General features: G+C 45.3%; 1 protein-coding gene. It reads left to right on the forward strand.

All coding sequences use genetic code 11. The annotated features are described in order from the left end of the window. Nucleotides 1–20: 20 nt before the first annotated feature. Nucleotides 21–243: hypothetical protein (locus H6A60_RS13555; RefSeq protein WP_439145094.1), on the forward strand; the 223-nt coding region annotated here is incomplete at its 3' end.

The following is a 243-nucleotide window of genomic DNA, read 5'->3' on the forward strand; positions in this document are numbered from 1 at the left end:
CCATTGTGCTTGGATTGATCGTGCTCTTTGCATACACAATGATTACAGGCAGGAGCGTGCATACCGTTGCAAAAAGCGAAGATGTGCTTGACGACAAGACCGTGCAGAAAATCGATGAGCTAGCGAACTACATAGATGGGTACTACTATGAGGATTACGATAAGGATGATTTGGAAAACGGTCTGCTGCATGGTGTGATGGAGGGGCTGAATGATCCTTATTCGGTTTATTATACCGCAGATG

The organism is Sutterella massiliensis (genome assembly GCF_016899755.1).
GTDB lineage: Bacteria > Pseudomonadota > Gammaproteobacteria > Burkholderiales > Burkholderiaceae_F > Sutterella > Sutterella massiliensis.